This window comes from Corynebacterium nasorum (genome assembly GCF_030229765.1).
Taxonomy (GTDB): Bacteria; Actinomycetota; Actinomycetes; order Mycobacteriales; family Mycobacteriaceae; genus Corynebacterium; species Corynebacterium kefirresidentii.
Map to the genome: position 1 here is coordinate 89,617 of NZ_JASPGY010000009.1, position 21,573 is coordinate 111,189.

The 21,573-nt window shown below is 61.7% G+C and carries 19 protein-coding genes, 3 tRNA genes and 1 other RNA gene; 20 read left to right on the plus strand and 3 right to left on the minus strand.

All coding sequences use genetic code 11. The annotated features are described in order from the left end of the window. Positions 1-21 precede the first annotated feature (21 nt). The 7 genes from mgtE (at position 22) to QP904_RS10285 (ending at position 6,915) form a co-directional block, all read left to right on the plus strand. Positions 22-1,386 (plus strand): magnesium transporter, encoded by a 1,365-nt coding sequence (mgtE, locus tag QP904_RS10255; RefSeq protein WP_239207818.1) that lies wholly within the window; start codon positions 22-24, stop codon positions 1,384-1,386. A gap of 258 nt (positions 1,387-1,644) precedes the next feature. Further along, positions 1,645-3,219 (plus strand): SLC13 family permease, encoded by a 1,575-nt coding sequence (locus QP904_RS10260; RefSeq protein WP_259824789.1) that lies wholly within the window; start codon positions 1,645-1,647, stop codon positions 3,217-3,219. Between the two features lie 41 nt (positions 3,220-3,260). After that, complete coding sequence (locus QP904_RS10265; protein ID WP_284836010.1) at positions 3,261-4,334, plus strand: GTP-binding protein; 1,074 nt, start codon at positions 3,261-3,263, stop codon at positions 4,332-4,334. Between the two features lie 120 nt (positions 4,335-4,454). Further along, positions 4,455-4,527: transfer RNA gene (locus QP904_RS10270), tRNA-Arg, on the plus strand. A gap of 61 nt (positions 4,528-4,588) precedes the next feature. Further along, positions 4,589-4,780 (plus strand): hypothetical protein, encoded by a 192-nt coding sequence (locus QP904_RS10275; RefSeq protein WP_259824788.1) that lies wholly within the window; start codon positions 4,589-4,591, stop codon positions 4,778-4,780. 168 nt (positions 4,781-4,948) lie between these two features. Continuing rightward, positions 4,949-5,872, plus strand: a complete 924-nt coding sequence (locus tag QP904_RS10280; protein WP_259824787.1) for a DUF418 domain-containing protein — start codon at positions 4,949-4,951, stop codon at positions 5,870-5,872. 2 nt (positions 5,873-5,874) lie between these two features. Then, positions 5,875-6,915 carry a trypsin-like serine protease gene (locus QP904_RS10285; RefSeq protein ID WP_284836011.1) on the plus strand — a complete coding sequence of 347 codons (1,041 nt, stop codon included), beginning with the start codon at positions 5,875-5,877 and terminating at the stop codon, positions 6,913-6,915. Here QP904_RS10285 and QP904_RS10290 read toward each other — a convergent pair. After that, positions 6,912-7,940 (minus strand): prephenate dehydrogenase, encoded by a 1,029-nt coding sequence (locus tag QP904_RS10290; RefSeq protein ID WP_248099271.1) that lies wholly within the window; start codon positions 7,938-7,940, stop codon positions 6,912-6,914. The genes QP904_RS10285 and QP904_RS10290 overlap by 4 nt on opposite strands. 39 nt (positions 7,941-7,979) lie before the next feature. Between QP904_RS10290 and QP904_RS10295 the strand changes: the two genes are divergently transcribed. The 6 genes from QP904_RS10295 (at position 7,980) to tgt (ending at position 13,353) form a co-directional block, all read left to right on the plus strand. After that, positions 7,980-8,459 carry a tRNA adenosine deaminase-associated protein gene (locus QP904_RS10295; RefSeq protein ID WP_239207824.1) on the plus strand — a complete coding sequence of 160 codons (480 nt, stop codon included), beginning with the start codon at positions 7,980-7,982 and terminating at the stop codon, positions 8,457-8,459. Between the two features lie 25 nt (positions 8,460-8,484). Further along, the gene (locus tag QP904_RS10300; RefSeq protein ID WP_200289076.1) at positions 8,485-8,916 is read left to right on the plus strand and encodes a nucleoside deaminase; all 432 of its coding nucleotides are present in this window, start codon (positions 8,485-8,487) and stop codon (positions 8,914-8,916) included. A 51-nt stretch (positions 8,917-8,967) separates the two neighbouring features. Continuing rightward, positions 8,968-9,168, plus strand: coding sequence for a CsbD family protein (locus tag QP904_RS10305; RefSeq protein WP_005323174.1), 201 nt, complete (start codon positions 8,968-8,970; stop codon positions 9,166-9,168). 90 nt (positions 9,169-9,258) lie between these two features. Then, positions 9,259-9,346, plus strand: a tRNA-Ser gene (locus tag QP904_RS10310). 204 nt (positions 9,347-9,550) lie between these two features. Beyond that, positions 9,551-12,106, plus strand: a complete 2,556-nt coding sequence (locus tag QP904_RS10315; RefSeq protein ID WP_239207825.1) for an MMPL family transporter — start codon at positions 9,551-9,553, stop codon at positions 12,104-12,106. 2 nt (positions 12,107-12,108) lie between these two features. Next, complete coding sequence (gene tgt / locus QP904_RS10320) at positions 12,109-13,353, plus strand: tRNA guanosine(34) transglycosylase Tgt (protein ID WP_284836012.1); 1,245 nt, start codon at positions 12,109-12,111, stop codon at positions 13,351-13,353. Here the strand turns inward: tgt and QP904_RS10325 are convergent. Continuing rightward, complete coding sequence (locus QP904_RS10325) at positions 13,338-14,012, minus strand: queuosine precursor transporter (protein WP_369707467.1); 675 nt, start codon at positions 14,010-14,012, stop codon at positions 13,338-13,340. The genes tgt and QP904_RS10325 overlap by 16 nt on opposite strands. A 33-nt stretch (positions 14,013-14,045) precedes the next feature. On the opposite strand from QP904_RS10325, the gene gluQRS reads away from it, so the two are divergent. From gluQRS to QP904_RS10340, 3 genes are read left to right on the plus strand one after another with little or no spacing between them, the layout of a single operon-like run. Then, complete coding sequence (gene gluQRS, locus QP904_RS10330) at positions 14,046-14,939, plus strand: tRNA glutamyl-Q(34) synthetase GluQRS (protein WP_239207827.1); 894 nt, start codon at positions 14,046-14,048, stop codon at positions 14,937-14,939. Between the two features lie 11 nt (positions 14,940-14,950). Continuing rightward, complete coding sequence (locus tag QP904_RS10335) at positions 14,951-16,531, plus strand: cation:proton antiporter (RefSeq protein WP_284836013.1); 1,581 nt, start codon at positions 14,951-14,953, stop codon at positions 16,529-16,531. A gap of 10 nt (positions 16,532-16,541) precedes the next feature. Continuing rightward, on the plus strand, positions 16,542-16,877 hold the full coding sequence (locus QP904_RS10340) for a hypothetical protein (protein WP_284799289.1): 336 nt from the start codon (positions 16,542-16,544) through the stop codon (positions 16,875-16,877). A gap of 90 nt (positions 16,878-16,967) precedes the next feature. Here the strand turns inward: QP904_RS10340 and QP904_RS10345 are convergent. After that, a tRNA-Ser gene (locus QP904_RS10345) sits at positions 16,968-17,056 on the minus strand. Positions 17,057-17,235: 179 nt separating this feature from the next. Here QP904_RS10345 and ffs point away from each other — a divergent pair. From ffs to QP904_RS10365, 4 genes are all read left to right on the plus strand, one after another. Further along, an RNA gene (gene ffs, locus QP904_RS10350) (signal recognition particle sRNA small type) lies at positions 17,236-17,334 on the plus strand. Positions 17,335-17,394: 60 nt separating this feature from the next. Further along, positions 17,395-18,666 carry an aspartate aminotransferase type Ic gene (locus tag QP904_RS10355; protein WP_284836014.1) on the plus strand — a complete coding sequence of 424 codons (1,272 nt, stop codon included), beginning with the start codon at positions 17,395-17,397 and terminating at the stop codon, positions 18,664-18,666. Beyond that, positions 18,629-19,210, plus strand: a complete 582-nt coding sequence (locus tag QP904_RS10360) for a hypothetical protein (protein WP_239207830.1) — start codon at positions 18,629-18,631, stop codon at positions 19,208-19,210. Before QP904_RS10355 ends, QP904_RS10360 begins: the two co-directional genes overlap by 38 nt. Before the next feature lie 18 nt (positions 19,211-19,228). Continuing rightward, entirely contained in the window at positions 19,229-21,514 is a 2,286-nt protein-coding gene (locus QP904_RS10365) for a DNA polymerase III subunit gamma and tau (protein WP_284836015.1), read from the plus strand. The last annotated feature ends 59 nt before the right edge of the window (positions 21,515-21,573 follow it).

Sequence of the window (21,573 nt, forward strand, 5' to 3'; positions counted from 1 at the left end):
GGCTGGAAAGGCGGGTAGGCCATGGCGGAGACCACCGAGCGGGCTAGCGATATTGTCGAGGCATGGCTCAAGCAAGAAGACGCCATTGACCCCACCAAGGCCCCGCGCCTCCAGGAACTCCTGGAGAGGGTGCCCCTGCAGGAACTCATCGCCGTCGTCGAGCGGCAAAATGCCGTCCGGTCGGCCTTGGCCCTGCGCTTGCTGCCGCGCCAGAAATCAATCGTCGTCTTTGATGCCCTCGATGCAAAGCACCAGGCCGATATCATCGATGAGCTGGGCAATGCTGATGTCTATGAGTTCTTCGACGAGCTTGATCCGGAAGACCGCGTGGCTTTGCTGGATGAGCTGCCCGCGGAGATTGCGGACCGGCTGCTGCGCTCACTGACTCAATCCAAGCGCGATGTCACGGGCGTGGTGTTGGGCTATGTCAAGGGATCGGTGGGGCGCCGAATGTCGCCCGAGGTGCCTGGAATCCACCCGGACATGAGCGTTAGGGACGCGCTGTTTAAACTGCGGGAGACCGCACATGAGCTGGAAACCATCTACACCGTGCCCATTACCCGCGAGGATAGGCGTCTTGTGGGAGTGGTGAGCCTGCGCGAAATCTTCACCGCTGATTCCGCGCTGACCATGGCCGATATTATGCACGATCCCATTTTTGCCCGTGCTAGTGCTGACGCGGAAGAAACCGCGCGTTGGTTCCTCCCATTGGACATTCTTGCACTGCCAATCGTGGATGATTCGCACCGCTTGGTTGGTCTGCTGACGTGGGACGATGCTACGGACATTGTGGAGGAAGAAGATAGCGAGGACTCCGCTCGTGCTGGCGGTACCGAGGCCCTTCAACAGCCGTACCTATCCACGCCTTTGCTCAAGCTGGTGCGCTCGCGCATCGTATGGCTGCTCGTGCTAGCAGTTTCTGCGCTGTTGACTGTGCAAGTATTGGACTCCTTTGAAGGCACGCTGGCCAAGGCCGTGGTTCTCTCACTATTTATCCCGCTGCTGACCGGCACCGGTGGCAATACCGGCAATCAGGCTGCCACCACTGTGACCCGTGCTTTGGCGCTGGGCGATGTCCGCACCCGCGACCTCGTTGCCGTTTTGTGGCGCGAGCTACGCGTCGGCATGTTGCTAGGTGCCGTGCTCGGCTTGGCGGGACTGGGCCTGGCTACGCTGGTTTATGGCATGAGCATCGGCCTAGTCATCGGTTCGACGCTGTTTTTGATTTGCTCGATTTCTGCGACCGTAGGCGGGCTGATGCCCATCGTGGCTAAGACCATCGGTGCCGATCCGGCGGTCTTTTCTAACCCGTTTATCTCTACCTTCTGTGATGCTACGGGCCTCATTATTTACTTCCTGATTGCCAAGACCGTGCTGGGAATTTAACCCATCCTTCATCGATCGGGGGTGGAGGAGTGGTGGAGCCATTTCTGGTTTTAGGCAGGTGTGGTGTGTGCTATTCGGGGGTGCGGGGGTGGTTTATTGTGACGGGATATGGTTTCTGCGTCACATGTTTTGTATGGTCAGTGCATGCTTCGCAGTGAATTAGATAACTTTCTATTTGCTGTCTAGGCCAGCTAATAACCTGGGAAGTACGGAGCATATCCCTCAGCACAGTCCTCTCTTAGTGAAGGAGCGCGCGGTATGACCACCCCGCATACTCACGAATCCACCGCCCACACCGAAGGTGACGAAGCCCCTAAAGTCCCACGCGGCGAATGGCGCCGGCAGTTTATTGGCCTCTTCGTGGGCTTGGCATTGGCGGTACTTGTCTTCTTTATCTTCCCCTCCAATGCCATCGAGACAGTCCAAGGCTCCTCTGGCGCAGATCCGGAAGCCGAGTACACGCTTGGTGCCATCCGCGCTGTTGCAGCGGTGACGATCCTTATGGGCGTGTGGTGGATGACTGAAGCTATTCCGCTCGCTGCCACCGCGCTGCTTCCGTTGGTTGTTTTCCCTCTAGCTGGCGTCGGATCAATCAAGGAAGTAGGCGCCCCGTATGCCTCCGCCACCATTTTCTTGTTCATGGGTGGCTTCCTCATCGCGCTGTCCCTGCAGCGCTGGAACCTGCACCGCCGCTTGGCCCTCTATGTGGTGAAGGTGATTGGTACCTCTCCCAAGCGCCTCATCTTGGGCTTTATGCTGGCCACCGGATTTTTGTCCATGTGGGTTTCTAATACGGCTACGGCCGTGGTCATGTTGCCTATTGGTACCTCGGTGCTCGCGCTGACCGCAGAGACCGTAGGCGGCTGGGAGAAGCAAAAGAAATTTGCCACGGCCCTCATGCTGGGCATTGCTTATTCCGCGTCCATTGGTTCGCTGGGCACGCTCATCGGCACCCCGCCGAATGCCTTCCTGAACGCGTATATGGCCGATACCTGGGGCGTTACCCTTGGCTTTGGTCGATGGATGGCGGTCGGTGTACCGCTCGCCGTGATCTTCTTGCTGATTGCTTGGGCACTACTTATCACCATTTTCAAGCCAGAGATGAAGGATATTCCGGGCGGCCGCGAGCTTATCGACGATGAAATTAAGGCCCTCGGCCCTTGGACCCGCCCTCAGATTATGACCGGCATCATCTTTGTTCTGGCCGCCGCAGCGTGGGTAATCCTGCCGCTGGTGCTTAAGGAATTTGAGAACTATGACGATGCCATCGTGGGTATCGCTGCCGGCATCGTGCTCTTTATTCTCCCGGCGGATAATCAGCGTCGCACTCGACTGCTCGACTGGAAGACTGCCAATGAGATGCCGTGGGACGTTCTCTTGCTCTTCGGTGGTGGCCTATCGCTGTCCTCGGTCTTTAATTCTTCCGGACTGTCCCTGTGGATTGGTGAGATGGCCAAGGGGCTGAGCGTCCTCCCAGTTGTCCTTATCGTCGCCGCCGTAGCCGCACTAGTGCTCTTCCTGACTGAGATCACCTCTAATACCGCAACGGCTGCCACCTTCATTCCAATCATGGGCGGCGTTGCCGTGGGTGTTGGCCTGACCGCGGAGGGAGATATCAACGTCCTTCTGCTCACCATTCCGGTGGCGCTCGCGGCAACCTGTGCATTTATGCTCCCCGTGGCTACCCCGCCGAACGCCATTGCCTATGGCTCTGGCTACGTCAAGATTGGCGAGATGATCAAGGGCGGTCTCGGACTCAATATCATCGGCATCTTCCTCATTACCCTTACAGTGTATCTGCTGGCAGTGCCTATCTTCGGCCTCTCCATCTAGGGACGTAGCCATTCCCTAATGAAAAACGTTATCATTAGGGAATGGCTACACCCGTTACCGTGCTGTCCGGATTTTTAGGCAGCGGAAAAACCACGCTTTTAAACCACCTGCTTGCTAACCGCGAGGGGCGCAAGCTGGCCGTCATTGTCAATGACTTCTCCGAGGTCAATATTGACGCCGCCCTCGTTGCCGGCGAGGGCCACCTTGAGCGCGGCGAGGATCGCTTTGTCGAGCTATCCAATGGCTGCATCTGCTGCACCTTGCGCGAGGATCTCATCGAATCCGTGGGCAAACTCGCCCGCTCCGGCTGCTTCGATCAGATTGTCATCGAATCCACTGGCATTTCCGAACCCATGCCCGTTGCGGCCACCTTTGAGTGGGAGTTTGAGGATGGCACGACGCTTGCCGAAGCCGCGTCTATCGACACCATGGTTTCCCTCGTTGACGCCTCGACCTTCCTGACGCACTTACGCCGCGGCAAGAGTCTCGCATCCCAGAACATCGAAGCCACGCCTGACGACGACCGCACCGTGGCTGACCTCCTAGTGGACCAAGTTGAGTTTGCTGACCTTATCCTCATCACCAAGACTGATTTGGTTGATGCTGCCGAAACCGAACGGGTCATCGCTACCGTGCGCGCCATGAACCCCCGTGCCCGCGTCGTGATTGTTACCAACGGTGTCATCGACCCGCGACTCGTCCTCGGTGCCCACTTGTATGACACAGCTACCGCTGCCGCCTATCACGGCTACGCCGAAGAACTGGCCAACCCACATACTCCCGAGACCGAGGAATATGGCATCTCCTCGGTGGTCTTTCGTGCGGATCGGCCCTTTAATCGCGAGCGCTTACTTGCCGCCCTGCGGGCCAGTACCGGTCTGGTGCGTTCCAAGGGTTATTGCTGGATCGATACCGATCTGCGCGTCGCGCACGCCTGGCAGCAAGCCGGCCCGAACCTCCAGATCATGCCCGCGTCCCTCTGGGCGGCCAATGGCGTGACCCCTGGTGCTGAAATTGTTCTCATCGGCATTGACTTCGACCACGAGGCCACCCTGCAAGCTTTCCGGGACGCCCTGCTTTCCGACGCCGAAGTTGCCGCCCTCATTCCTTCCTAAAGCCTTCCTGCTTCTCGTGGGTAAACACTAAGTGAACTGGGGATTTGGTAGTTTCCCAGACCGTGGGTATAGTTATTTCTCGTTGCACAGCAGAGCACACGCACTGCTTACCAACGGTCTGCGCCCGTAGCTCAACGGATAGAGCATCTGACTACGGATCAGAAGGTTGGGGGTTCGAATCCCTCCGGGCGCACAAAATGAGCCGCCTTCGGGCGGCTTTTCTTGTATCTAATCTATTTCACAGGTGCCCATCTATGAAGTCTTCCTCATTGCTGCCGGGGCTCATTGCTGGCATTGTTCTTGGCCTCGCACTATGGCTCGGTTCTGGGAGCCTGTGGCTCCTTCTGGGCGGAGTTGTGCTTAGTCTAATATGCGCCCCGCTTCTCAAGCTTGTTGCTGATCCCTCTCGGTCGCGCAAATATCGCGATGATAACTTCCGCGATTAGGCGGATTTTCGCTGCAGTAAAAAGTCTTAAGTAACCCCTTTATAAAATGCAGGACACGTATAAAACGTTCACAGCAACCTTCCAAACAGGTTTAGTAGAAAAAGAAAGTCTTTATTAATAAGGGGACTGCGGCAACGCGCTCCCCTCTGTCTTGAAGGAGAACGCTCGGTGTCCGCATCTTCGCGCATCGTTGGGCTTGATATAGCCCGTTCACTTGCCATTATTGGCATGGTAGTCCTGCACATGGCCTCCCTCGTGTGGCATACCAAAGTCATTCTCAACGGCCTGCCCGCTGCGCTTTTTGCCATTTTGGCGGGCATCACATTGATGATTATTGCCCGCAATTTCACGGTGACGACGCTTCTGCGCATCCTCGCCCGCGGCTGCATAATTACACTCATCGGCCTCGCTCTACTGCCCCTTGGAGGTGAGATTCAGGTCGTCCTAGTAGTAATTGGCATCACCATGATGTTGCTGTGCTGGGTTCCCCCGTTGCACTGGGCCTGGAAGCTAATCCTATTCGCTGCCGCCACCGTAGCCGCGACCGTGAAATACGCTCCGCTGACCCTACCGCAGGTCTACCCACTGCTGGCCTATATCGCATATTTCCTCGCCGGCATGCTGCTCTATGAAATCTATATTCGCAAGCAACGCGCAGCTGCGCAGTGGGTTTCCACTGCGATAGCCGGCATCGTTGCCGCTATCGGTTTTTACTTCCGCTTTACTACGGACATTCCTGGCTGGCTACGTTTTACCGGCCACACCGGCGTCGTGGGTGAGATCGTGCTGTCCATTGCCGTCGCTGCAGTCGTCCTACATCTCTGCCTGCTTGCTGGTCGAGCTGCGTCCAAGCTGGTCTATCCCTTTGCTGCGCTGGGTGCGATGTCGCTGAGCATCTACATCTTGCACGTGCTCACCGCCTACTACTGGCAAAGCCACATCGCCCTGCACAACACCGCCTGGGCCTGTGCCTTCATTGCCCTCTTCCTCGTTATCGCAACCCTGTGGCGCCGCCTGATAGGGAAGGGGCCGGCCGAATGGGCCGTCGCCAAAGCCATTGCCATCGCCGTTCCTGCCGGAAAGAAGGACTAATCATGCAGCACAAAATTTTCCCCGCCTTGCTCGCCGCCAGCATCGTGGCACTGACTGCCGCCCCAGCCACTGCACTCGAACACGGTGATCCAGCAACGGACTCCCCGGAGGCCCGCACCGTCGCCCAACTCAAGATAGGACGCGTGGGTAGTTTCGGTGATTGTACCGGTACTCTCGTGGCCGCCCAATGGGTGCTCTCCGCACGTCACTGCCTCGAGTCCGTGAATAACACGGGCACCCAGGCCCGCATTAACGGAACCACCTACGACACTGATTCCTGGGCACTGTCCCCGCTTTCCGACGCCGCCCTTCTCCACCTCACCGCCCCTGTCACCGATACAAAGCCCGCAGAGATTTCCACCCAAGTTCCGGAACCGGGCAAACGCGGCACACTCTACGGCTGGAGCAGTAGTTCTTCTATGGCGCGCCGCGGTCAGCTGCCCCAAGCGGAAATGGAGGTGGCCGAGCTCCTCGGCGGTAGCCCCGCCGGACCTGCCGGCGCGGACGCTGCCGCGAGCGCCGGTGAGGATACCGATGGCGGAGAAAGCGTTCCCGCGGCCGAGGCTATGCCGGGGCTTAAAGCACCGGAGGGTACAGAAAGCGTGCCAGCCGGCGAGGCGATGCCGGGTGGGGCGATGCCGAGCGGGGCGCCCGATGGCCCGATGCCGCTTATCGAAAGCGCCATCCTTGATGTTCACTCCACCGGCCGAGCCGGTATGCAAGGCGGTGACTCCGGCGGCCCCTTCTTTGTCGACGGTAAACTCGCCGGACTCGCCACGGCGGGCACCGCGAACGGGGACCCAGACCTGCCTTCACCTAGCGCGGCTATTACCACGCTGGCCGGCACCAAGGACTGGATCGAGGGAGTGGTAAGCGGACGCGATAAGGAAGCGATTCTCACCGCGGAAACCACTCCCGAACCGCCGAAAACCCCGCAGACCAGCGCCGACCACGCTTGGCTTTATGCCGAAATAGCAGTGCTAGGTCTTATTGCCGCCGCGGTAGTATCCCGCATTCCCGGCCTACGGGGTCGCAAGCGCTAGAAAATCTCGATGCGCCCACCCAGGGACTCGGACTGGCGCAGCTGCGCCACCCAATTCGGGCCGCCTGGGTGTAGGCGCAGCACCGGGCGGGAAGAAATCTTGACCGGGGAGACCGATTCCTTGCGCGCGCCAGAACGGGCATCGATACGGGTGCGGGCGCGATAACCGGCGTCGGAAAGCTCGGCGATGGAAGGCTCGGGGGAGTCGAGCTTCTCGCGGGCGTCGCGAAGCAGATCCAAGGCCTCGTCCAAAGCCTCCACCAACGCCGGGGCATTGGTTTCGCACATCTGCTGCACTAGCTCCGGCTGCGTACCGGCCACGCGCGTCGCGTCCTTGAAAGAACCGGCAGACAGGGACTGCGCCAAGATTCCGCCGTTATCGCCCACCACGGCGAGAATTTCGGCGAAGACATGCGGCAGGTGGGAAATGCGCGCCACCGCAGCATCGTGGTTAGCTACGCGGATAGGAACCGCCTCCGCGTGCACCATCTGCGTCATGCGTACAACCTCGGTAAAGGTCTCAATCCACTGCTTAGGAATCTTTTCCCCACGCGCCTCGCACTCGGCGGCATAGTCATAAGTAATGCCCCACGCCGCACGGCGGAAGAGGTCCCGCTGGGAGTTATCCCAACCGGACTTGGAGGTGCCCGCCATCGGGTGCCCGCCCACGTAGCGCGATTCCATGCCGCGTTCGAGGACCTGCTGGCGCACCGCGGTCTTTACGGAAACCACATCTGTAATGCCGCAGCTAGGCGCGTGCTCCTGGATGGCATCGAGGACCTCGCCCACTGCGGTCATGGGAACAGCGATGACGATGAGCGCATCTTCGGCTTCCGCGCGGGTCAAAATAGCGGGAAGATCATCGGTGACGTCAAAGCCCTGCTTTACTGCAGTGCGGGCGCCAGAAGTGGAGTGGTTATATCCAAAAACGGGGTGTTTATATCCGGCTAGATCGCGCAGCAAAGAGCCGCCGATGAGGCCGAGGCCAATAATGCAGATAGGGCGTTGAACATCTTGAGAACTCACGGTGACAATTGTGGCACAACACGACTAATCTCACGAGGTATGAGCAACGAAAATTACTCCTTCGCAGTAACCGTCGCCCGTAATACGGGCCAGTGGCTGGTGCGCAGCTTCAACGATGACTTCGAGGATCCGCAGACCTCCATCAATGCGGTGCGCAGCCTGCGCTCTGAGGGCGCTGCGTTCGCGCTGCTGTGCGTGGAGGATGCCTATTTCATCGCCGTGCGCCCCGTGCCGGGCGGGGTGAAGATGCTCATTTCGGATGCCACCTATGGCGTTGATGATGACTTTGCGGCCGATTTCATGGATATCAACGACCATGAAATCCCGGATGTGGACCCTGAAGAGGCCGACCCGTATGGCGAGGGCGATTTCGATATCTTCGCCGATCTCGGCCTATCCGAGGATCAGGTGGGCTACATCATCGACAATGACGAAGACTGGCCTTCTGATATGTTGCTGCGCATCGCCGGCGAGCTCGGCTTCGGCGATGAACTGGAAGACGTCATTGATAACGCCTGAGCCCCTCCAGCGCGCAGAGGCCCGCATGCGCCGCGCCCTGGACGTCGCCAAGTGCACCCCGGCAGGCGATGTACCGGTGGGTGCGGTGCTTTTTGACGCCACCGGAGCCGAACTCGCCACCGGAGTAAACCGCCGCGAGCAACGCGCCGATCCCACTGCCCACGCCGAGGTAGAGGCCATCCGCCAAGCAGTGCGCGTCTATGGAGACGGCTGGCGCCTTTCCGGCTGCGAACTTGTCGTCACCCTAGAGCCCTGCGCCATGTGCGCCGGTGCTTTGCAGGCTGCGCGCGTTTCTTCCGTAGTCTTCGGCGCTTTTGAACCCAAGACCGGCGCGTGCGGCTCGCTTATCGATGTCCTGCGTGCCCCCACCGCCCCCTTTGCCCCGCAGGTTCGCGGCGGCGTTCTGGAAGAGGAATGCGCGATGTTGCTCAGAAACTTCTTCGGCGACCTGCGCTGAAAGTGCGTACACTGGTGCTCATACATTATCCGTCTACTCAAAGGAGTGATTATGGGCGATTTGGAAAACAAGAAGGATGGCCTCGTAGGCAAGGCAAAGGAAGCCTACGGCGAAGCTACCGATAACAAGGACGTAGCTAACGAGGGCAAGGCCGACCAGGTCACCTCCGAGGCTAAGGACAAGCTGTCCGACGCTGCCGAGGGTATCAAGGACAAGGCTAACGAGGTTATCGGCGGCCTGAAGGACGACTAATCCTCATCCGTATTTCTGCATATCGCTGCGCTGGCACCCCGCTGGCGCAGCGATTTTGTCGCTCGGGCGCACTCCCGTAATCTGGAACGCGGTGGCGTGTCCGAGCGGCCGAAGGTGATCGCCTCGAAAGCGATTGTTGGGTAACCCCCAACCGCGGGTTCAAATCCCGCCGCCACCGCACCGAGATCCCGGTCTGTTTGCGCAGGCCGGGATTTTCTTTTTCCCGGCTAGGCCGCGGGGCACGGGGGGAGGGGCCCGGCTGGCCGCCAGCTGTGAAAACTGGGACGCAGGTGGCTTCGCGATAGGGGATTATAGGGTGCGGCCACTACACTAGGGCGAAGTTCACCCCGTCCCCCACGTGAATGCGAAGGTACATCTACCCGTGGCTACATTGCTTTATCGTCTTGGGCGCTGGTCTTTCCTCCATAAGTGGAAGGTCATCGTGGCATGGCTGCTGCTGCTCGCCGCCGTTGGCGGTGCCGCCGCCTTGCTGATGAAACCGATGACGAGCGAGTTCTCCATTAAGGGAACCCCGTCTATCGATGCCACCTATAAGACCATGGACCTCTTCCCAGAGGGCGGCAACCCTGCCAATTCACCCTCGGTCAACGTGGTCTTCAAGGCCCCAGATGGCCAGAAGCTTTCTGATCCAGCAAACCGCGAGGCCATCGACGCCACCATCTCCTACCTCGAGGACAACCTGAAGATGGGCGATACCACGCGCTTTGGCAACCCACTTGAGGTCTCGCCCCGTCTGCAAGATCAGGTCATCCACCAATTCACGGATATGGGGCTGCCGGAAGCATCCGCCCGCGCTGACGCGGATAACCTCGCCATGGTCAACGATGACGAGACCATTGCGTATACCACCTTCAATTTTGACGCCGAGTCGCCTTATAGCGTGGAGCAAGCAGATAAAGACACCGTCACCGAGGCGATGAATATCGCCCGCGACCGCGGCCTTACCGTCGAAGGCAATGGCGCCGGCTTTGGCGATGAGATCGCGGTCAACTCCACCTCCGAGATCATCGGGCTGGGCGTCGCTTTCCTCGTGCTCATTTTTACCTTCGGCTCGCTGGTGGCCTCGGGGATGCCATTGGTTTCCGCCGTCATTGGCGTGGGACTCGGCGCGCTGGGCATGTTTATTGCCACCCACTGGATTGAGCTCAATAATATGACCCCGGTTCTGGCCATCATGATCGGCCTGGCTGTGGGCATCGACTATGCGCTGTTTATTCTTTCGCGCTACCGCGCCGAGCGCCGCCGCATGGATGGGCCCGATGCCGCAGGCATGGCGGTGGGTACGGCCGGCTCCTCCGTGGTCTTTGCCGGCGCGACGGTCTTTACCGCGCTCTTCGCGCTCATCATTGCGCGCATTGGCTTCCTCACGGCCATGGGCTTGGCCGCCGCCGGCACCGTCGCGATCGCCGTCTTGGTCTCGCTCACGCTCATCCCTGCGATGCTGGGCTTGCTGGGCGATAAGGCCTTCCATGGCCGAATCCCCGGCGTGGCCGGCAACCCGACCCGCAAGGGCAAGCGCCGCCGCGGGCCCACCATGGGCAACCGGTGGGTGCGTTTAGTCCAGAAGGTGCCCGGCCTGGCTATGGCGCTGGTCGTGCTCTCCTTGGGGGCTATGACCGCGCCGGTACTCCAGATGGAGCTTGCCCTTCCGGCCGATACCACGTCGAACCCCGATACCACCCAGCGCAAGGCCGCCGACATCATGTCCGAGGGCTTTGGCCCCGGCGTCAACGGTCCTTTCCTCGCCGTGGTCGATGCCCACACGGTCAACGCGGAATCCGGCGCCTTGGCCCCGCTTGTCGACGCCCAGTCCCAACCCGAACCAGCCCCAGCCCCCGCACCCGCTCCCGCGCCGGAGCAGGACGCGGCCGAGAATGCTGCCCCCGAAGAGGAGATGCCTGAGCAGCCGCTGGGGGACCAGCCCTCAGCCGAGCCGGAGATCGCCCCGGCCGCTGAGGTGGTAGACACCTCCGCAGAGGATAAGGCCGCGCTCGCGTCCTTCCTCTACACCGCGGACCAGCTCAAGGGCTTGGGCGGGGTGAAGCACGCGCAGATTGTCGGCCTGAGCCAGGACAAGCGCGCCGCACAGATAATGGTTACCCCTGAAACCGCGCCCACGGACGCCGCAACGGTGAACGTTGCGCACGCGCTGCGCTCGGCCACCGGCGAGATCGAGGACGCCACCGGTACCGACATCGGCCTGACCGGCCTGACGGCCGTGCAGCTCGATATCACCGAGCGCCTCGAGGAAGCCATGGTGCCGTACCTGGCCATCGTCGTGGGCCTGGCCATTGTGCTGCTGCTGTTGGTCTTCCGCTCCATCTTGGTGCCGCTGGTTGCGGGCTTGGGCTTCCTGCTGTCCGTCGGCGGCGCCTTCGGCCTGACCGTCCTGGTCTGGCAGGAAGGCCTGTGGAACCTGGTGCCCGCGCCGGGCCCGCTGATTTCCTTCATGCCCATCTTCCTCATCGGCGTGACCTTTGGCCTCGCGATGGACTACCAGGTCTTCCTGGTCACCCGCATGCGCGAGCACATTTCTCGCCACCCGGAGGGCACCGGCGGGCGTTATAGCGCCGTCGACGAGGCCACCATCACCGGCTTTACCCAAGGCGCCCGCGTGGTAACGGCCGCAGCCATCATTATGATTTCAGTCTTCGTGGCGTTTATTAACCAGCCGCTGCCATTTATCCAGATCTTCGGCTTTGCCTTGGCCGCTGGCGTGCTTTTCGACGCCTTCTTTATCCGCATGACCCTCGTCCCCGCCACCATGTTCCTTATGGGCCGCGCGACGTGGTGGATGCCAAAGTGGCTGGCCAAGATTCTGCCCACCCTGGACATCGAAGGCACCGCCCTGGAAGAAGAATGGGAAGCTAAACACGCCACCCCAGCCCCTATCCCTGCAGACAAGGAAGAAGAATAGAAATGGACTTGAGCTTCGACATCGGCAAGCGCCTGCCCGAAGGTCCCGGCAAGCACGGCCGCAGCGGTGTCATCCACACCCCACACGGCGATATTCAGACCCCGGCCTTCATCCCGGTGGCCACTAAAGCCACGGTAAAGACCCTGACTCCGGAGCAGATTCGCTCCACCGGCGCGCAAGCCATTTTGTCGAATGCGTACCACCTTTACCTGCAGCCAGGCCACGACATCGTGGACGAGGCCGGCGGAGTGGCCGAGTTTGAAAACTGGCACGGCCCGACCTATACCGACTCCGGCGGCTTCCAGGTGATGTCGCTGGGCGTAGGTTTCAAGAAGGTCCTTGCGATGGATATCGCGGAACTTAGCGATAAGGACATCCGCGCGGCAAAGAAAGAGCGCATGGCGCAGGTGGACGAGGACGGCGTGGATTTCAAATCCGTTATCGACGGCTCCAAGCACCGTTTCACCCCCGAGAAGTCCATGCAGATCCAACACGGGCTGGGGGCAGACATCATGTTCGCCTTCGACGAGCTGACCACGCTCGTTGATACGCGTACCTACCAGGAAGAATCCGTCGCGCGCACGCACCGCTGGGCTAAGCGCTGCCTGGATGAGCACGACCGCCTCACTCGCGAGCGCACCCATAGGCCGAAGCAGTCCCTGTGGGGCGTCGTTCAGGGCGCGCAGTATGAGGACCTGCGCCGCCAGGCCACCCGCGGCCTGCTCGACCTCGACTACGCCGCCCGCGAGGAAGGCAAACGCGGCTTTGGCGGTTTTGGCATCGGCGGCGCGCTGGAGAAAGAAAACCTGGGCACCATTGTCGGCTGGGTCTGCGATGAGCTACCCGAGGATAAGCCGCGCCACCTGCTCGGCATCTCCGAGCCGGACGATATTTTCACCGCCGTCGAGGCCGGTGCCGATACCTTCGACTGCGTGGCGCCGACCCGCTTGGCGCGTCGCGGCGGCGTTTACACCCTCGACGGCCGCATGAACCTCACCAATGCGCGCTTTAAGCGCGATTTCGCTGGGGTCGACGAGGAATTCGGCGGCTACGTATCTGAGAATTACTCCCGCGCCTACCTGCACCACTTGCTCAAGGCGAAGGAATTCCTCGCAGGCACGCTGTGCACCATCCACAACGTGGAGTTCATGATTCGCCTGGTGGATAATATCCGCGCCGCCATCGACGGCGGCTACTACGAGGCCTACCGCGATGGATTCCTCGGCCGCTACTACGCCGGCAAGTAGTCCTCGCGCTTTTTAACCCACGAGATAACCATGGCCGTCACCGGCAGCATGACGGCCTCCATCAGGGTCTTCCACACGAATCCCACGATGACGTAGTTGATGAAACCACCCACCGTATCCACGCCGATTACCGGCGCGGCGATGGCGCAAAACAGCAGCGTATCGCCGAATTCGCCCACCACGGTAGAGGCGATAAGGCGCGCGAAAAGCCCCTTTTCGCCCGAGCGCTTCTTCATCGCAGTCAGCGTCCAGGCATTGAGTAGCTGGCCCACGAGATAGCCGGCTAGCGAGGCGGCCAGAATCTGCGGCATCAGGCCAAGCGTGGCCGCGAAGGCCTCCTGGCCCTCATAGAAATCGGCCGCCGGCAGCCAAATGGCGATATAGAAGCACACGGCCGCCAAGATGGCCATCGCGAAGCCGATGTAGACCGCGCGCCGGGTGGATTTAAAGCCATAGCACTCGGAGAGCACGTCGCCGACGATATAGGCCAGCGGGAATAGAAAGAAGGCACCGTCGGTCACCAGCGGGCCGAGCTGGACGCCCTTGGTGGCGTTGATATTGGAAATCAGGAAGGTCACCACAAACACGGTGACCAGCCAAGGGTAGAGAGTAGAGCGGACGGGAATGAAGCGCACTTCAGCGCCGTTCGTTTTTTCCATGCCCGCCATTGTGCCAGCCCGTAGACTGTGGGCATGAATTCTGCGACCACCGGCGCCGGCCGCTACGCGCCGAGCCCCTCGGGGGATCTGCACTTCGGCAACCTCCGCACGGCGCTTCTGGCGTGGCTTTTTGCCCACTCGACGGGGCGGCGCTTTGTGGTGCGCGTGGAGGACATCGATAAGCAGCGCTCCTCCCAGGAATCGGCCGAGCGCCAGCTGGCGGACCTGCGCGCGCTCGGACTGGACTGGGACGGCGAGGTCATCTACCAGCACGATCGCGACGCTGCCTATGAGCAAGCCTTGGACCAGCTGCCCACCTACGAGTGCTATTGCTCGCGTAAGGACATCCGCGAAGCCTCCCGGGCCCCGCACGCCATCCCCGGCCAGTACCCGGGCACCTGCCGCAACCTCACCGAAGACCAGCGCGCGGCCAAGCGTGCCGAGCTTGCGGCCCAGAATCGCCAGCCCGCCCTTCGCCTGCTTGCCGACGTCCCCACTTTCACCATCCACGACGCCCTCCACGGCACCTATACCGGCGACGTGGATGACTTCATCCTGCGCCGCGGCGGCCAAGACACCGGCTGGGCGTATAACTTGGCCGTCGTCGTCGACGATGCGTTCCAAGGTATCGACCAAGTCGTCCGCGGTGATGATCTGCTCTCCTCCGCGCCGCGCCAGGCCTACCTGGCCTCGCTGCTCGGCATCGCAGCGCCGGAGTATATCCACGTCCCGCTCGTGCTCAATGAATCTGGCGATCGCCTAGCCAAGCGCGACGGTGCGGTGACCATGCGGGAAATGGGGGAGGTGGGGGACGTCGTCAAACAGCTGGCGGCCTCCCTGGGATATGAAGCCGACAGCGCCGCAGAGCTGCTCGCGCAATTCGAACCCGATCGCTTGCCTCCTGATCCCTATACCTGGCACGGGTAAAATCTGGGCCCATGGACGTTCTTTTGGTGCTCATTGGGCTCATGCTGCTGACCGTGTTCGTCGTCGCCATTGGCGACAAAATTGGGCTGCCGTGGCCGGCGTTGCTGACGATCATCACCGCCTGCGCCGTCTTCGTGCCGGGGCTACCCAGGTTTGAACCGCCCACCGAGCTCATCCTGCCGATTTTCCTGCCGCCGCTGTTGTGGGCGCTGGCCCGGCGCACCTCGTGGGGCGTTATCCGTGAACAATGGGTGACTATCTTGAGCCTGTCCGTGCTGTTGGTTGTCGCCACCACGCTGGCCGTCGGTGCCACGGCCTACGCCTTCTTGCCCGGCATTAGCCTGGCCGCCGCCATCCTCATCGGTGCGGCCATCGCCCCACCGGACCCCGTCGCAGTCGATGCCGTGGCCGAGCCCGCCGGCATCCCGCGGCGCATCATCACCACCTTGCAGACCGAAGGCCTGTTTAACGATGCCGCCTCTATCGTCGCCTTCAATCTTGCCTTGACGGCCGTAACCCAAGGCGATGAGCTCTCCTTTGGCGGCGGCGTGCTGAACTTCTTCTACTCTGCATTCGTCGCGGGCGGCCTGGGGTGGATCGTCGGCCGGCTGGTGGCACTGTTTATCACCCACGTCCACGACGTCACCGCGCGCAACGCGCTGACCTGGGTGACGCCGTTTGCCGTCTACCTCATCGCGGAGGAACTCGGTGCCTCCGGCGTTATCGCCGTGGTTATCGCGGCCGTAGAACTTAATTCCCGGGCCGATATCCAGGCCGAGGACCGCCTATCCGGTCAGTCCTTCTGGGAGACCATCGAACTGCTCTTTACTGGCGTGGCCTTCGGACTCATTGGCCTGACGGTCAATACCGCCATCGGCGAAGTGGGCTCGGACCTGTGGCATTCGGTGGTCGTGGGCGTCATCTTGTCCCTCGTGGCCTTTGTTGTCCGTTTGGTGTGGATGTATGCCTATTACCGCATCAACGTCTCCCGCGGCCGCCCACGGGTTGCGCCGCTGCGCCTGCAAGAGGTACTGCTGATGACGTGGTCCGGCATGCGTGGACTTGTCACTTTGGCGCTGGTTTTGTCCATCCCGGCGGGCGTGTTTAGTTTCCACCATGAGCTCGCCGTCATCGCGTTGACGGTCTTGCTGGCCACGATGGTGGTGCCCGGCCTGCTCTTGCCGTGGTTGATGGAGCGACTCGACCTCACGGAAGCCTCCCAGATTGCCAGCGATAAGATGCGCGCTGCCGTGGTTGGCCGTGCGCGTGCGGCCAGCATCGAGGCACTGTCGAACTTCCGGCCGGATGGGCATATCGCGCCCGACGCCGAAAAGGTGGATCCGGAAATTTCCGCCAACGTTATCCAATGGCTGGAAGACCGGATTGGTGATGGCGAGGATGTTTCCGAAGACTCCCGCAAGCAACGCGCCTGGCAGTTCCGCCACGTAGCTCTGGAGGCCCGCCGGACCGCTCTGACGGCGGCACAGGAGGAGCTGCTGCGCATGCGCGGCTACCGCGCCTATAACCCGGCCATCGTGGACGAGGTGCTGGAAGAAATCGACCGCATGGTCCTAGGCACCAAGCGCCACTAGGCTGGGCGGCATGAATGCCTTCGATTATGCGCAGCTAGAGGACGCGCTGGATTATCTCTATGACTTCCTCGACCAGGATCTGGCGGATCGCGTGCGTGCCGAGCGTGAATACGTTCCAGAGGGGATGGAAGGCTTGCTTGCCGACGACTCCCTCGACGACTACGTCTGGCTGTGGATCAAAGACTCAGGCCCGAACGGCTTCCGGCAGTACCTGCGCGACGGAGGCTATCCCGAGGCCGAGGTCGCCCAGGCCTTCCTCTGGGCGCGCACTGAGTGGGGCATGAACACCCCGCCGCATATTGCGTGGCTAAAAGAAGACGGCTACGAACCGCCGGTCATCGATTAGCGGCTAGCGCGGCGTCGGCTAGCGCGGCCGAGCGCAGGTATAACAAAAATCCCGGCTCCGTTGCTATGCAGCACGAGCCGGGATTTCCTGTGGCGGAGGATGTGGGATTTGAACCCACGAGGGGCGTGAACCCCGCACGCGTTCCAGGCGTGTGACATAGGCCGCTAGTCGAATCCTCCGAGAAGAAACATTAGCAGCCGTGGCAATTATTTTACCAATCGCCAGGTCAGGGCGTGTTTTCGGGGAATTTTAACCGTTGTGTGGTGGCTAGGTATCGAGAGCGATACCCGCGAGCGGCGGAGGGCTGCGCCGCCGGAGTCCCATTTGGCTAAACCGGCGCTCGGGCGTTAAAGTATGGGACAGGATTCCGCGTGGCGTCCATCCTCTGAACTCCCCCAGGGCAGGAATGCAGCAAGGGTCAGGAGGCTCTGACGGGTGCGCGGGGTCCCCTTTTTGTATGGCGTGCGTTACTATTGGGGGCTAAAAGTCGCCCTATACATGGAAGGTAGACATACGCATGTCGCTTCTTACTTTGGAATCGTCCGAACTAACTGAGCTCGCCGCTCAGGTCCGTAAGGACTACGAGGACCTTAAAGCTAAGGGCCTGAAACTGGATCTGACCCGCGGCAAGCCAGCGAAGGCGCAGCTAGACCTCTCCAATGATCTCCTCGCCCTGCCAGGCCTGGGCCATTACACCGACGCTGCCGGAAACGACCTGCGTAACTACGGTAACCAAAAGGGCATCAAGGAACTGCGCGATATCTGGGGCAAGCTGACCAACATGGATCCCGAGCTGCTCGTGGCCGCAGACTCCTCCTCGCTGAACATCATGTTCGACCTGATTTCGTGGGCGTTTCTCTTCGGTACCAATGACTCCGCGCAGCCGTGGAGCAAGGAAGAAAAACTCAAGTGGATCTGCCCAGTGCCGGGCTATGACCGCCACTTTGCCATCACGGAGCAATTTGGCTTCGAGCTGGTGACGGTACCGATGGAGGAAGACGGGCCGGATGTAGAGGCCGTCGAAAAGCTGGTGGCGGACCCGACAGTCAAGGGCATGTGGGTGGTGCCGATGTTCGCCAACCCCACCGGCGCTGTGATTTCTGAGGATAAGGCTCGTCGCCTCGCCCGTATGCAGGCCGGCGCACCGGATTTCCGCATCGTGTGGGATAACGCCTACGCCGTGCATACCTTGACTGAAGAATTCCCGGAAATCCTGCCGATTCTGGATATCGCCGCGGAAGAAGGCCACCCGAACCGCTTCTGGGCCATGTCGTCCACTTCGAAGATCACCTTCGCGGGCGCGGGAGTGGGTTTCTTCGGCACCTCGGAGGATAACCTCGAGTGGTACCTAGAGCATGCCGGCATTCGCGGCATCGGCCCGAATAAGATCAACCAGCTCGCGCACCACGAGTTCTTCGGCTCCGCAGAAGGGGTGCGCGCGGTGATGCGCCGCCAAGCCGCGCTGATTAAGCCGAAGTTCGATGCGGTGCTGCGCATCCTGGAAAAACGCCTGGGCGAGTACGAGGTGGCGCAGTGGACCAACCCGAAGGGTGGCTACTTCATCTCCCTCGACGTTGTCGACGGCACCGCCAACCGCGTCTGGGAGCTTGCGCGCGACGCCGGCATCCTGCTTACCCAGGCGGGCTCAGCCTTCCCTTATGGCCAGGACGACAATGACCGCAATATCCGCCTCGCCCCAACCCTGCCGCCGCAGGAAGAGGTCGAGACCGCGATGGACGGCGTCGCTACCTGTGTGCTGCTTGCCGCCGTGGAGAAGCTGGGGGCCTAAAATCAACGCCGACGAGTCTGCCCTGTGGCTGAGCGAGATTATCCCGGCGCCGCTGGAGTTCCGCTACGTCGATGAGCGCCGGCTAGGCCTCGCCGCGCTTGCCGACGCCCAATCGCTCGCCCTCACCACCACCTTCAACAACACCGACACCGGCCTGCAGAGCCAGGACGACGGCACCGATGTGCGCTGCGAGCTGTTGACGGTGGCGCGTACCGGGCAGCCCGAGGTGGCTGCCGCCGTAAACGCCGCGGCCGATACTTTCGAGAAGGCCGACGGTCTGCTTCCGGCGCAGCCGGGCGTGATGCTGCCGTCCATCCTCGACGCGCCGGGAATTACCGTGCACCACGGACTCTTCATCGCGCCGTACCTGTGGGGCGGGCAGACCCCGCAATTTCGCGAAGAGGGCCGCCTGACCCTCATCCTGCAGCTGGTCATGCTGACGGATTCGGAATATGCGTTTGGGGTAGAAGAGGGCGTCGGCAAGCTGCAGGGGGCAGTGGCCGAGCAGGGCATTGACCTGCTGGACTGGTCGCGCGAGGGTTAGCCGGTAAACTGGCTAACCGTGGCTTTATACCGGAAATACCGTCCAGCAACGTTTGCGGAGGTCGTGGGCCAAGAGCAGGTCACCACGCCGCTATCCGCCGCCCTCGATGCGGGGCGCATCAACCACGCCTATCTCTTTTCCGGCCCGCGCGGCTGCGGCAAGACCTCCTCGGCGCGAATTATGGCCCGTTCGCTCAACTGCGAGCACGGGCCGACCTCGATGCCGTGTGGCAAGTGCGATTCCTGCGTCTCCCTGGCCCCCGGCGGCCCCGGAAACTTGGACGTGACGGAGCTTGACGCCGCCTCGCATAATGGCGTGGAAGACATGCGGGAGCTGCGCGATCGCGCCTACTACGCGCCGGCCGAATCGCGCTACCGCATCTTCATCATCGACGAGGCGCATATGATTTCGCCCTCCGGCGCTAACGCGCTGCTCAAGGTAGTGGAGGAGCCGCCGGAGCACGTCATTTTCATCTTCGCGACCACGGAGCCGGAGAAAATTATCGGCACCATTCGCTCGCGTACCCACCACTATCCCTTCCGCTTGCTGACCCCGCCGGCCATGAAGGGCTTGCTGCAGCGCACCGTCGCGGCCGAGGGCGTGCATGTCGAGGACGCCGTATACCCCATGGTCATTGAGGCGGGCGGTGGTTCCCCGCGCGATACGTTGTCCTTGCTGGACCAGCTGCTGGCCGGCGCCGGGCCCGATGGCCTGACCTATGACCTCGCCCGGCCGCTTCTGGGTGTCACCGATGTTTCGCTGCTTGACGACGCCATCGACACCCTCGCCAACCAAGACAAACCCGGCCTCTTTGCGATGGTGGACCATGTCATCGAGGCCGGCCACGACCCGCGTCGCTTCGCTATCGATTTGCTCGACCGCCTGCGCGATCTGATGATCCTGCAGGCCGTGCCCGGCGCCATCGAGGCCGGCCTCGTCTCCGCGCCCACCGACCGCGCTTCTGTGCTTACCGCCCAGGCGCAGCGTTTTTCCGGCCCGCAGCTGACCTACTTGGCATCCACGGTCAACGACCGCATCAGCGATCTCACCGGTGCGACCTCGCCGCGCCTGCTGCTGGAAATCATGTGCGCGCACCTGCTTATCGGGTCCACCGGCCCCGCAGCCACCGGCGCCGCTGTCCCCGCGGCCGCGCCCGGAGCGCCCGTGCCTGCCGGCCCTGCGACCCCGGGCGGTGCCGCCGCGGCAACCTCAGCTGTCGCAGGTGCCCAAGACCCCCAGTCCGCTGCGGCCGCCATTATTGCGCGCCGTCGCGCCAAGTCCCAGGAGCAGCACTCCGCTGGCTCTGAGCCCGCCCCTCAGCCGCAAACGCAAACCCAGCCCCCGGCTAAGACCGCGCAATCGTCCGCCGAGCAGCAAACCCCGCAGCAACAACAGCAGCCGCAGGTAGAGCCGCAGCCGAAGTCGGAGCCGGAGCCGCAAGAGTCCCAGGATCCGTGGCAGCGCGAACGGCGCATACCGCAGTCGGCGCCGGCCCAGCAGGAGCGGCAGGAGCAGCGCGAGCCATTGGAGAAACCCGTACCGGCCCGCGCGGAGGAATCCGCCCAGGAAGCAACGGCGCGATCTGGGGGCCAGCCCGCTGCGGAGACGGCGTCGGAAAGAGTGTCGGAAACGGCGCAACCGCAGGCAACGCAAGAGCCGGAAGGCGACTTTGCGGAAGCCGTGAGGGAGAAATGGGTGGCGTTGAGGGGGAGAGTCGGAAAGCGGAATAAGGTAGCGGAAATTATGCTTGCCGAAGCCCGCGTGCTTGGCTTCCGCGATGGCACGCTAACGCTGGGACACACCACCGGTGCCCTTGCCGAGCGAATCAATGCGCCCGCCAATAACGCCGTTATCGTGGAGGTACTCAAGGAGGAGTTCCAGCGCGATGTGGCCGTGACCTGCGTGGTAGGCACTGACCCGAAGACCGCCGGTTTCAATGCCCCACGGCCGGCGCAGCGCAAGGAGGCGTGGACACCGAATCAGCCCGCGCGCGAGCCTGCCGACGACCAGGAGGCGGAGAGTAAGCAGGAAAACACGCCGGGCTGGCGCTCGCGCATCGCACGGGCGACGCAGGCCGCCAAGCAGCGCGATGAATCGCAGTTCAGCAACGGCGTGCCGCTGCCGCCCGAACCCGAGCCGGAGCCCGATGAGGTACCGCCCGAGGAACCGCCGGCCTATACCCGCGATGACGAAGAACGCGACATGATGGAGGCCGCGCAGTCCACCGGTGAAATGGATCATCGCAGCGCTACCGAGGTAGCTATGGAATTGCTGGAGCGGGAACTAGGCGCGCGGCGTGCCTAGGCGGCGAGCACGGTACACTCGGGCGGTAGCGAAATTTAAAGTTGATTTAGAAAGGAAAC

Coding starts and splice junctions, on each gene's coding strand:
- QP904_RS10265 (WP_284836010.1), top strand. CDS start 3,261: ATGGCTACACCCGTTACCGTGCTGTCCGGATTTTTAGGCAGCGGAAAA.
- QP904_RS10355 (WP_284836014.1), top strand. CDS start 17,395: ATGTCGCTTCTTACTTTGGAATCGTCCGAACTAACTGAGCTCGCCGCT.
- QP904_RS10305 (WP_005323174.1), top strand. CDS start 8,968: ATGGGCGATTTGGAAAACAAGAAGGATGGCCTCGTAGGCAAGGCAAAG.
- tgt (WP_284836012.1), top strand. CDS start 12,109: ATGGACTTGAGCTTCGACATCGGCAAGCGCCTGCCCGAAGGTCCCGGC.
- QP904_RS10300 (WP_200289076.1), top strand. CDS start 8,485: ATGCGCCGCGCCCTGGACGTCGCCAAGTGCACCCCGGCAGGCGATGTA.
- gluQRS (WP_239207827.1), top strand. CDS start 14,046: ATGAATTCTGCGACCACCGGCGCCGGCCGCTACGCGCCGAGCCCCTCG.
- QP904_RS10325 (WP_369707467.1), bottom strand. CDS start 14,012: ATGGAAAAAACGAACGGCGCTGAAGTGCGCTTCATTCCCGTCCGCTCT.
- QP904_RS10295 (WP_239207824.1), top strand. CDS start 7,980: ATGAGCAACGAAAATTACTCCTTCGCAGTAACCGTCGCCCGTAATACG.
- QP904_RS10340 (WP_284799289.1), top strand. CDS start 16,542: ATGAATGCCTTCGATTATGCGCAGCTAGAGGACGCGCTGGATTATCTC.
- mgtE (WP_239207818.1), top strand. CDS start 22: ATGGCGGAGACCACCGAGCGGGCTAGCGATATTGTCGAGGCATGGCTC.
- QP904_RS10285 (WP_284836011.1), top strand. CDS start 5,875: ATGCAGCACAAAATTTTCCCCGCCTTGCTCGCCGCCAGCATCGTGGCA.
- QP904_RS10260 (WP_259824789.1), top strand. CDS start 1,645: ATGACCACCCCGCATACTCACGAATCCACCGCCCACACCGAAGGTGAC.
- QP904_RS10335 (WP_284836013.1), top strand. CDS start 14,951: ATGGACGTTCTTTTGGTGCTCATTGGGCTCATGCTGCTGACCGTGTTC.
- QP904_RS10275 (WP_259824788.1), top strand. CDS start 4,589: ATGAAGTCTTCCTCATTGCTGCCGGGGCTCATTGCTGGCATTGTTCTT.